Source organism: Paraburkholderia sp. LEh10 (genome assembly GCF_017814945.1).
Lineage (GTDB): Bacteria > Pseudomonadota > Gammaproteobacteria > Burkholderiales > Burkholderiaceae > Paraburkholderia.
On sequence record NZ_JAGIPX010000018.1, the window covers coordinates 134,270 to 144,943 of the forward strand.

A 10,674-nucleotide genomic window follows, 5' to 3' on the forward strand; every position below is an offset into this window, starting at 1 on the left:
GTGCAAATTGCGATGGGAACTGACGCGCAAACCGCGCGCCCGCCCCTGAACTTCGATTTCAGTAATCGGCGCGCTCGCGGTCGATCCGCATGCCGCCGTCGTGATGACGGTGCCCTTCTTCGCTCGGACGCTCGCGGGCGATGCGCATCACGTCGAGATTGGTCCGCACGCGGCGCATCACGTTGGCCAGATGCACGCGGTCGCTCACCTGAATGACAAAGCGCAGCACCGTCGATTCCTGCGACTGGTCTTCATCCATCGCGATGTGAACGATGTTCGCGTCGGCGGACGTGATATCCGCCGCGACGCGCGCGAACACGCCCTTGGTGTTCTTGACCAGCACCTTGACCGCGACGTCGAACAGACGCCCCGGCTGCGGCGCCCACGCGACATCGATCCAGCGGCCCGGATCGCGCCGGTGGATGCGTTGCGCGACACGGCAATCGGTGGTGTGGATCGCCATGCCGAGGCCGATGCCGATATAGCCCATGATGTCGTCGCCGGGAATCGGGCGGCAGCACGCGGACAGCTGCACCGACATCCCTTCCGTGCCCGTGATGACGACGGGCGGCGCATTCGACGTCATGTGCTCGGCGCGCGGATGGTCATCGTCACCTTCGTGGCCCTCGCGGCCGTTCATCAGTACTTCGATCCGCTTGGCCATCACGGCGGCGACGCGCCGGCCGAGGCCGATATCCGCGAAGATTTCCTGGCGGTTCTTGTTGCCCGTCCACAGCACGAGCTTGTCCCACACTTCCGGCGTGACGTCGGACAGCGACAGCCCGTAGCCCTTGAGCGACTGATCGACGAGGCGCTCGCCCAGTTGCACCGACTCGTTCAGGCGCATCGTCTTCAGATAGTGCCGGATCGCCGTGCGCGCCTTGCCCGTGCGAACGAAGCCGAGCCAAGCGGGGTTCGGCTTCGAATACGGCGCCGTGATCACTTCGACGATATCGCCGCTCTTCAGTTCGGTGCGCAGCGGCAGCAGTTCATTGTTGATCTTCACGGCGACGCACTGGTTACCCAGATCGCTGTGGATCGAGTATGCGAAGTCGAGAGCCGTCGCGCCACGCGGCAACGCCATGATTTTCGACTTCGGCGTGAACACGTAGACGGCATCCGGGAAGAGGTCGATCTTCACGTGTTCGAGGAATTCGCTCGAGTCGCCGACCTCGCTCTGAATGTCGAGCAGCGACTTGAGCCACTGATGCGCGCGCTTCTGCACATCGTTCAGATCCGCGCCGCCGTTCTTGTACAGCCAGTGTGCGGCCACGCCCGCTTCCGCGATCTCATGCATCTTGCGCGTGCGCACCTGGAACTCGATCGGCGCGCCGAACGGCCCGACCAGCGTGGTATGCAGCGACTGATAGCCGTTGACCTTCGGAATCGCGATGTAGTCCTTGAACTTGCCCGGCACCGGCTTGTAGAGCGCGTGCAGCGCTCCGAGGCACGTATAGCATTCGAGCGCGGTCTCGACGACCACACGGAAACCATACACGTCGAGCACCTGCGAGAACGACAGCTGCTTGTCGCGCATCTTCTTGTAGATGCTGAAGATGGTTTTCTCGCGGCCCGTCACTTCCGCTTCGATCTTCGCGTCGGCGATCGCGCGCTGAACCGATTCGAGAATCTTGCCGACCACTTCGCGGCGATTGCCGCGCGCGGCCTTCACCGCCTTTTCCAGCGTTGCGTAACGGTGCGGATTGAAGTTCGCGAAGCTCAGGTCCTGCAGCTCGCGATAGGTGTTGTTGAGGCCGAGCCGGTGCGCGATCGGCGCGTAAATGTCGAGCGTCTCGCGCGCGACGCGGCGGCGCTTTTCCGGTGGCACCGCACCGAGCGTGCGCATGTTGTGAAGCCGGTCCGCGAGCTTCACGAGAATCACGCGCACATCGCGCGCCATCGCGAGCAGCATCTTGCGGAAGTTCTCCGCCTGCGCTTCCTCGCGATTGCGGAACTCCATTTTGTCCAGCTTCGACAACCCGTCGACCAGCTCCGCGACTTTCGCGCCGAAGCGCTCCGCGAGTTCCGCCTTGGTCACGCCCTGATCTTCCATCACGTCATGCAGGAGCGCGGCCATGATCGACTGCGCGTCGAGCTTCCAGCCCGCGCAAATCTCCGCGACGGCGACAGGGTGCGTGATGTAGGGTTCGCCGCTTTGACGGTATTGCCCGAGATGGGCTTCGTCGCTGAAGTGGAAAGCCGCCTTGACTTCCTTGATCTCCTCCGGGCTCAGATAGCCCGAAAGCGCGGAGGTCAGCTTGGCGATCGAGACGACGTCATGCCGGCGCGGCTGCTCCGGCGTGGCGGTCGGTCCGAACAGGTGGCGAAACGATTGTTCGAGGACCGCGTCGATGTACTTGCGTGCAGACGAAGGCGAGTCGCTATCGTGTTCGTGGGCAGCGTGTTCCACTTCCGTGGCGGATGGCGAGGGGTTGGTGCTCATGGTCGCCTCCGTTGCGAGTGTGCCCGTCTGCACGCGTTGGGTTGAGTTACATGACGATCAAAAGTTGAAGCGCGCCTTAGACGGGCACCTTCTTCAGCATTTCGACGCCAACCTGGCCAGCCGCAATCTCACGCAGCGCGAGCACCGTGGGCTTATCGCGGCTTTCGATTTTCGGCGTGTGGCCTTGAGCGAGCTGACGTGCGCGATAGGTCGCGGCAAGCGCCAGTTCGAAACGATTCGGGATCTGTTTCAGACAGTCTTCGACGGTAATGCGGGCCATGTTGAAAATTCCTTCTCTGTACGTTGGTTATTCTACCTTATGTCTTCGGGAGCTCGCCCGTGATCAGGCGTGCGGCAAGTGAATGCCGAGTTGCATGAAGAGGTCCGTGTGGCGCGCGTATTGCGACGCAAAGCGCGAGCGCGTCGCCGACACGAGGCATTGCAGTTCGGCGAGCGCGCGATCGAAGTTTTCGTTGATCACGACATACTCCGCTTCCGCCGCGTGCGCCATCTCGCTGCCCGCTGCGAGAAGACGCCGCGTGATCACGTTCGGCTCGTCCTGGCCGCGCTTTTTCAGGCGCTCTTCGAGCGCTTCGAGTGAAGGCGGCAGGATGAAAATCTCGACGGCGTTGCGGAATTGCTTCTTCACCTGCTGCGCGCCCTGCCAGTCGATTTCGAGCAGCACGTCATGACCGCTTTTCATCTGCTCTTCGATCCACAGGCGCGAGGTCGCGTAGTAGTTGCCGTGTACTTCCGCGCTTTCGAGAAACTCGCCGGCATCGTGACGCTGCAGGAAGTCCTCGACGGTCGTGAAGTGATAGTGCTCGCCGTCCTGCTCCTTCGAGCGCGGCGGACGCGTCGTATAGGAGATCGACAGAAGGATCGCCGGGTCGCGCGCGAGCAGCGCGTTGACGAGCGTCGACTTGCCGGCGCCCGACGGCGCGACAACCATGAACAGGTTGCCCGGATAGACGCCCGCGTACGGATTGCGCGGCGACGCGCCGCTTTCGCGTTTAGGTTCGGTCATGCTGATGAGACTCCCGTATTACTCCAGGTTTTGTACTTGTTCGCGCATCTGTTCGATGAGCAGCTTGAGCGTCATCGACGAATCGGCGAGTTCCTTCGCGGCCGCCTTCGAGCCGAGCGTGTTCGCTTCGCGGTTCAGCTCCTGCATCATGAAGTCCAGACGCTTGCCGACCTTGCCGCCCTTTTGAATGACGTGGCGCGTTTCGTTCAGATGCGCGGTGAGGCGCGACAGTTCTTCCGCGATGTCGATGCGAATGCCGTACATCGTCACTTCCTGACGGATGCGCTCGGCGATCTCTTCGCGCGACACGATCGTCACCGCCGTATCCGGTGCGGCGATCCCGAGCGCTTCCTGCAGACGCTCGACGATCTTCTGCTGATGCTTCGTGATCAGTTCCGGCACGAGCGGCGTGATCTTCGTGACGATCGCTTCCATTTCGCTGACGTTGTTGAGCAGCATCGTCGCGAGTTGCGCGCCTTCGCGGGCGCGCACGTCGATCAGATCGCCGATCGCCTGCTTGCCGCATTCGAGCACGGCATCGCGCAGCACGTCCGGCGACACGCCGCTCTCCGCCAGCACGCCGGGCCAACGCAGGATTTCGCCCGTGCGCAGATGGCCCGCATCCGGAAACGCTTCGAGCACGGCGCGCTCCAGCACCGCGAGTTGCGCGAGCGCGTCGCGGTTGAGCGCGCCCGCGTTCGCCGCCTGCTCGCTGCGCTGCAGGTTGATACGGATATCGACCTTGCCGCGCGAGAGCTTGTTCATCAGCATTTCGCGCAGCGTCGGCTCGCAGACGCGCACGTCTTCCGGCATCCGGAAGTTGAGGTCGAGAAAGCGCGAGTTCACCGTGCGCAATTCGACGGACACGCTGACGCCGCCGTTACCCGATGCCGCTGCGAGTTCGCGCGTGGCGCTCGCATAGCCAGTCATACTGTAGATCATGATAGGTCTCGCGATTGCGGCCGCGCGAATGTGTGATCACATCGCACGACCAGGGATTCGAGTCGCCCGGCGTGTACGAGACGCGAGGCGGGGAACGCGCATTATCCCATTTTTGCCGACGACACCCGCCCGATGCGGCCTCCGGGTAAGCCCGGGCAGACGGCCGTTTGAACGTGCCCGTGTGCGAACGGGCGTTGCGCACTTTCGCAATCGCGCGTCACGCTGCGCGGCGCGGGCGGCCGCGCTGCGATCGGCGGTAAAATTGCAGTTTCCTTCCGCCCTCACTTCCCCTTTATTCCTGCTCGATTCCGACGATGAACGACATCACGAAACGCCCCAGCGGCCGCGCCGCCGATCAGCTGCGCGACGTGCGCATCACGCGCCATTACACGAAGCACGCGGAAGGCTCCGTGCTGGTCGAATTCGGCGATACGAAAGTGATCTGCACGGCGAGCATCGCCGAAACCGTGCCCGCGTTCCTGCGCGACCGCGGCCAGGGATGGCTGACGGCCGAGTACGGGATGCTGCCGCGCGCGACGCACACGCGCAGCGACCGCGAAGCCGCGCGCGGCAAGCAGACGGGCCGCACGCAGGAAATCCAGCGCCTGATCGGCCGCGCGCTGCGCTCCGTGTTCGATCTCGAACGGCTCGGCGCGCGCACGCTGCATATCGATTGCGACGTGATCCAGGCCGACGGTGGCACGCGCACGGCGAGCATCACGGGCGCCTTCGTCGCCGCGCACGATGCCGTCGCGAAGCTGCTCGCGACGGGCCGCATCGAGACGTCGCCCATCACCGATTACGTCGCGGCGATTTCCGTCGGCGTATTCGACGGCTTGCCCGTGCTCGATCTCGACTACGACGAAGACTCGCAGTGCGACACCGACATGAATGTCGTGATGACGGGTGACGGCGGCTTCGTCGAGATTCAAGGGACGGCGGAAGGCGTACCGTTTTCGCGCGCCGAGATGAATGCGCTGCTCGATCTCGCGCAAGGCGGCATCGCGACGCTGATTGCGAAACAGAAGGCAGCACTGGAGTTGCAGGGTGAATGATCGTCACGAAAGCGGCGCTGCGTCGACGCAGTTGGCGCTTCACAAAATCGTCCTCGCGTCGAACAATGCGGGCAAGCTGCGCGAGTTCGCAGCGCTGTTCGGCACGGCAGGCATCGAGCTGATTTCACAAGGCGCGCTGAATGTGCCCGAGGCGCAGGAGCCGCATCCCACGTTCGTCGAGAACGCGCTGACGAAGGCGCGCCACGCATCGAAGCTGACGGGCCTGCCCGCGATCGCCGACGATTCAGGCCTGTGCGTGCGCGCGCTGCGCGGCGCGCCCGGCGTCTATTCGGCGCGATATGCGCAGCTCGCGGGCGGCGAGAAAAGCGACGCGGCGAACAACGCACGCCTTGTCGAGCAATTGAAGAACGCGAGCGACCGCCGCGCTTACTACTTCTGCGTGCTCGCGCTCGTGCGCCACGCAGACGACCCCGAGCCGCTGATCGCCGAAGGCCGCTGGCACGGCGAGATTCTCGACGCACCGCGCGGAGCGAACGGCTTCGGCTACGACCCGTACTTCTTCTTGCCCGCGCTGAACGCGACGGCCGCCGAACTCGATCCTGCCGTCAAGAACGCGAGCAGCCATCGCGCGATCGCGTTGCAGCAGTTGTTCGCGCGCCTGAAGGAGGAAGCGTGAGCCACACATCGACGTCGGGAGCCGGCGTGATCCAGGCGTTCACGTCGCCCGGCAGCATCCGTTTGACGTCGCTGCCGCCGCTCGCGCTTTACGTGCATTTTCCGTGGTGCGTGCGCAAGTGTCCGTATTGCGATTTCAACTCGCACGAGTCGAAAGGCGGTGTGTTTCCCGAAGACGATTACCTCGACGCATTGCGCAGCGACCTCGAACGGGCGCTGCCGCTCGTCTGGGGACGGCAGGTGCACACGGTGTTCATCGGCGGCGGGACGCCGAGCCTGATGTCGGCAAAGGGGCTCGACCGGCTGCTGTCGGATGTGCGCGCGCTGCTGCCGCTCGATGCCGACGCCGAAATCACGCTCGAAGCGAATCCCGGCACGTTCGAAGCCGACAAGTTCGCGCAGTTTCGCGCGAGCGGCGTGAACCGGCTGTCGGTCGGCATCCAGAGTTTCAACGAGACGCATTTGAAAGCGCTTGGCCGAATTCACGATGCAGCGCAGGCGCGCCATGCCGTCGACGTGGCCGCGAACACGTTCGACAACTTCAACCTCGATCTGATGTTCGCGCTGCCGCAGCAGACCCTCGCGGAGTGCCAGGCTGACGTCGAGACGGCGCTGTCGTATGCGCCGCCGCATCTGTCGCTGTATCACCTGACGCTCGAACCGAACACGCTGTTCGCGAAGTTCCCGCCGCCGCTGCCCGACGACGATGCTTCCGCCGACATGCAGGACTGGATTCACGAGCGCACGCGCGCGGCGGGTTACGAGCGCTATGAGGTGTCGGCGTATGCAAAGCCGCATCGGCAGAGCAAGCACAATCTGAACTACTGGCGCTTCGGCGACTATCTCGGCATCGGCGCGGGCGCGCATACGAAGCTGTCGTTTCCGAACCGCATCCTGCGGCAGATGCGATTCAAGCATCCGGCGACGTTCATCGATGAAGCGCGTGCGGGTAACGCCGTGCAGGAAGAGCATGAAGTGGGCGCGCGCGATCTGCCGTTCGAATTCATGCTTAATGCGCTGCGGCTGGTAGAGGGGTTTCCAGTGCACCGGTTCATCGAGCGCACGGGCCTGCCGATGACATCGATCGAGCCCGCATTGGAGGAAGCGGAGCGGCGCGGGCTCATCGCGCGCGACCATGAGAAGATCGCGCCGACGCCGCTCGGCCAGGCATTCCTCAACGACCTGCAAGCGCTCTTCCTGAAGGATGCTTGAACGATTGCAACCGGAGTTGGCCGCGACCGCGGGGTTTCGGTTACAATTTCGGGCTCGGAGGGTTGGCAGAGCGGTTGAATGCACCGGTCTTGAAAACCGGCAAGGCTTTACGGCCTTCGTGGGTTCGAATCCCACACCCTCCGCCAGAATGGACATCAAAACCCTGTAAGTTTATGGACTTACGGGGTTTTGTTTTTCTCAGCCAGTTAAACGGGATTACACGGGTTAACGGGTTGCACAACCCACCGAGCCCGGCGCCACGAGGCGCAGCGCGTAACCCGCTTTCGTTGCCAGCGTTACTCCCTTAACCCCGATGAAGTTACGCCGTCCGTAACCTATTCCCCTCGACAGGCTACAAGGTTACGTTTCAAGGAAAAACGGGTACGCGCAAACACCCGCCAGCCAAGGCGCGGCGGGCAGCGTAACCCCTGTAACCCGTGTAACCCCGCAAAACAGTGAGGCCGAAAATTCTCCAACGACGTCGCCGTCGATTGTGTGGGCGCACCGCTCGATCCCGATAACGGATGCCCGTTCCTGGTCTTGGGGCCGTATCTCCAAACGACCTTCGCTGTGTGCGTGCGGAATTATTCGCGATTATTGTCGAAATCGCGAACATCGAACACCGGCCCGCGCGAGCAATTCGACTCGATCCTGTCGCGGACGTTGCGCGGGCCGCTGTCGGACGTGCCGCCCAACATCGCCCATTTCAGCGAGCGTATGAACCCAGGTCCGCGGGACAACGGCAACGCGTGAAATGGCGTGAAAGTACGTCGGACAAAACGCTGATGGAGCGTGTCGAATGACGACGCAGAACCGGCAAAGCCAGTCGGTCAGTGGGCACAAAAGTCCAACCCGACCGTGCTGTCGCTGGAGGGCACGGAGTGCGTCGACGAAGTGAAGCGCGGCGCGTTGGTTGCGTCAAACCCGCTCAGTGCGCGGTACTGTCACGGGACTCGAGTACGCCGCGTGCGTTTCGGTGACGATGTTGATCCGTCTTCCTCGATGAGCGAGTTGCGGGAGCAGGGCGATGCGGTTACGACGGGCCATCTGTCCCGTGTCGAGAGCATGGTGCTCACGCAAGCCAATACGCTCGACGTGATCTTCAACCAGCTTGCGCGTAAGTCCGCCTTCGAATACTTGAACCCCACTTCGAGGCGAATCTCCCGCTCGCGCTGAAGGCGCAATGCGGCGCAACGCTCGAAACGCTGGCTGAAATCCGAAATCCGCGTGCGCTCGCATTGGCGAAAAGAGAACACAACTGGGTCGCAGCAGGTGAACAACCAGACAGGCAACGGCGGCACATCACCTGATCCATACGCGCGCGCAGAAATTCCGCAAATCGAGCGAACGAACGACTAGTGTCCCGTTCCGTTGTTAACTAATCTATGTTCGCGTAGCATGTTGACGTCAGCGGAACGGGAGACATCAGCATGTCGATGGGACGACCTAAGGCGGAACTGGTGCTGAGCGAGGACGAGCGCTTGCAACTGATATCGATTACCCGTTCTCGCTCGATTTCGGCTGCGCTGGTCACGCGGGCGCGCATCGTGCTGGCGGCGGCTGACGGAGAGCCCAACAGTGCGATCGCGCAGCGCCTGCAACTCACGCGCGCCACGGTGGGCAAGTGGCGTCTTCGGTTTCTGGAGCAGCGCATCAACGGACTCTACGACGAAGTGCGCCCCGGCAAGCCGCGCACGATCGACGATGAGCGGGTGGCTCAGCTGATTCACGAGACCCTGCACACCAAACCCGCCGATGGCTCGACGCACTGGAGCGTACGTACGATTGCCGCCGAAACAGCTATCTCGCCGACCAGTGTGCACCGTTACTTCAAGCTGTTGGGTCTGCAACCGCATCGCAGCGAAAGCTTCAAACTCTCGACCGATCAGTTCTTCATCGAGAAATTGCGCGATGTGGTCGGCCTTTACCTGAGTCCGCCGGAGAACGCCCTGGTCTTGTGCGTGGACGAGAAGAGCCAGTGTCAGGCGCTCGAGCGTACGCAACCCATGCTGCCGATGGGATTCGGCTACGTTGAAGGGGTCACTCATGACCACAAGCGCCATGGCACCACAACGCTGTTCGCGGCGCTGAACGTGCTCAACGGTGCGGTGCTCGCTACCTGCAAACCGCGTCACCGGCATCAGGAATTCCTGTCGTTTCTGCGCGAAATCGACAAGGCGGTGCCGGCCAATCTTGACGTGCACTGCATCGTGGACAACTACAGTGCCCACAAGCATCCGAAGGTCAAAGCGTGGCTGGCAGCACGTCCCCGGTGGCACATGCATTTCATCCCGACTTACAGTTCGTGGCTTAACCAGGTCGAACGCTTCTTCGCTCTGATCACCGGCAAGGCCATACGCCGTGGCTCGTTTGGTTCGGTCAGGCAACTGGTTAAACGTATCGATCAATTTGTCTCTCACTACAACCAGAACTGCGAGCCATTCATGTGGACCGCTACCGCTGATTCCATCCTCGCCAAGCTACAAAGACTATGTACGCGAATCAGCGGAACGGGACACTAGATCCGGGAGCGCACGCTAATGGCAAAGCGACACGACCTATCCCATGGGACTATGCGGTCATCTTCGGCCCGCCTCCTGCGGGCCGCATTTTATGCCCGCGGCATTGCTTTACGTCCGCTTCAATTTTCATACTTTTCTGATCGTGCATGGCCCGGTTTTCCGGTCAAGTGCGCGATGGCCCCGGTGCGAGTTCAGTCGGATATCTATTCATTAGGATCGCTTACGAACGATGGAAGCAGGCATGAGAGACACAGCACAAAAACCATTCACGCTACAGCCCCGATGTCTACAGGGCGCCCGCGCGCACGCTGGAGGTCGTCCCACCGCGTGATGGCTGCCGGAGGGCGAGGACACCCGGACCATGCGGGTCGCCATCAGCCTTGAGGGACGTGAAAAGATCGCCAAGCCGTACCGCTACGTCGTGCTTTGCAGGACGGGTATCGAGTTGCCGTCATATCGCGACCGCATCACGCTCGGCTGCCTGGAAAGCATTGGTGACACGCCGGTCACAGCCTGCATTGACATTCCGGACAAGGGCATATTCATTCCCGGCCTGCCGGGCCACACCGGCCGGGGCAACGTCGGCTTTCGCGTGAGCGAGATTTCCGGTATCGCCACGAAGCGGAGTTCGGGCGGCGCGATGACCGGTCGATGGTCTACAGGTTCGTGGTGAAACCGGCGCTCGCGAAGGCGCGCAAGGAGCCTCGCGCATCTTCCAGAACCGCCCGGTCATCGAGGTCATCTTGGCGCCCTACCCCGGCGATGGCTACCTCCATTCACTCTGACTAACACGCAAACAATGATAATCAGCCCACCCTTTCTCTCGGCAGCCCATCC

Annotated in this window: 10 protein-coding genes and 1 tRNA gene; 7 read left to right on the forward strand and 4 right to left on the reverse strand. The window is 62.4% G+C overall.

The window, feature by feature from the left end:
• Positions 1-58 precede the first annotated feature (58 nt).
• The 4 genes from J8I87_RS17420 to J8I87_RS17435 all read right to left on the reverse strand — a co-directional run bounded on the left by J8I87_RS17420 (position 59) and on the right by J8I87_RS17435 (position 4,412).
• On the reverse strand, positions 59-2,443 hold the full coding sequence (locus tag J8I87_RS17420) for a bifunctional (p)ppGpp synthetase/guanosine-3',5'-bis(diphosphate) 3'-pyrophosphohydrolase (RefSeq protein WP_209932844.1): 2,385 nt from the start codon (positions 2,441-2,443) through the stop codon (positions 59-61).
• A 76-nt stretch (positions 2,444-2,519) separates the two neighbouring features.
• Entirely contained in the window at positions 2,520-2,723 is a 204-nt protein-coding gene (gene rpoZ / locus J8I87_RS17425; protein WP_087737994.1) for a DNA-directed RNA polymerase subunit omega, read from the reverse strand.
• A gap of 63 nt (positions 2,724-2,786) precedes the next feature.
• Positions 2,787-3,470 (reverse strand): guanylate kinase, encoded by a 684-nt coding sequence (gmk, locus tag J8I87_RS17430; RefSeq protein WP_209932845.1) that lies wholly within the window; start codon positions 3,468-3,470, stop codon positions 2,787-2,789.
• An 18-nt stretch (positions 3,471-3,488) separates the two neighbouring features.
• On the reverse strand, positions 3,489-4,412 hold the full coding sequence (locus J8I87_RS17435; RefSeq protein WP_209932847.1) for a YicC/YloC family endoribonuclease: 924 nt from the start codon (positions 4,410-4,412) through the stop codon (positions 3,489-3,491).
• Positions 4,413-4,726: 314 nt separating this feature from the next.
• Here J8I87_RS17435 and rph point away from each other — a divergent pair, with 314 nt between their 5' ends.
• From rph to J8I87_RS17470, 7 genes are all read left to right on the forward strand, one after another.
• A complete protein-coding gene (rph, locus tag J8I87_RS17440; RefSeq protein WP_209932849.1) occupies positions 4,727-5,467 on the forward strand; it encodes a ribonuclease PH in 741 nt (246 codons plus the stop codon).
• On the forward strand, positions 5,460-6,104 hold the full coding sequence (gene rdgB, locus J8I87_RS17445; RefSeq protein ID WP_209932851.1) for an RdgB/HAM1 family non-canonical purine NTP pyrophosphatase: 645 nt from the start codon (positions 5,460-5,462) through the stop codon (positions 6,102-6,104). The genes rph and rdgB overlap by 8 nt, the downstream gene beginning before the upstream one ends.
• Complete coding sequence (hemW, locus tag J8I87_RS17450; RefSeq protein ID WP_209932853.1) at positions 6,101-7,315, forward strand: radical SAM family heme chaperone HemW; 1,215 nt, start codon at positions 6,101-6,103, stop codon at positions 7,313-7,315. The genes rdgB and hemW overlap by 4 nt, the downstream gene beginning before the upstream one ends.
• Positions 7,316-7,371: 56 nt before the next feature.
• Positions 7,372-7,461 (forward strand) — tRNA-Ser (locus J8I87_RS17455).
• Between the two features lie 646 nt (positions 7,462-8,107).
• Entirely contained in the window at positions 8,108-8,491 is a 384-nt protein-coding gene (locus tag J8I87_RS17460; protein ID WP_209932855.1) for a hypothetical protein, read from the forward strand.
• Positions 8,492-8,745: 254 nt separating this feature from the next.
• Positions 8,746-9,837: an IS630 family transposase gene (locus J8I87_RS17465; RefSeq protein ID WP_209932857.1), complete on the forward strand. Its 1,092-nt coding sequence runs from the start codon at positions 8,746-8,748 to the stop codon at positions 9,835-9,837.
• A gap of 361 nt (positions 9,838-10,198) precedes the next feature.
• Positions 10,199-10,510: a hypothetical protein gene (locus tag J8I87_RS17470; RefSeq protein WP_209932859.1), complete on the forward strand. Its 312-nt coding sequence runs from the start codon at positions 10,199-10,201 to the stop codon at positions 10,508-10,510.
• The last annotated feature ends 164 nt before the right edge of the window (positions 10,511-10,674 follow it).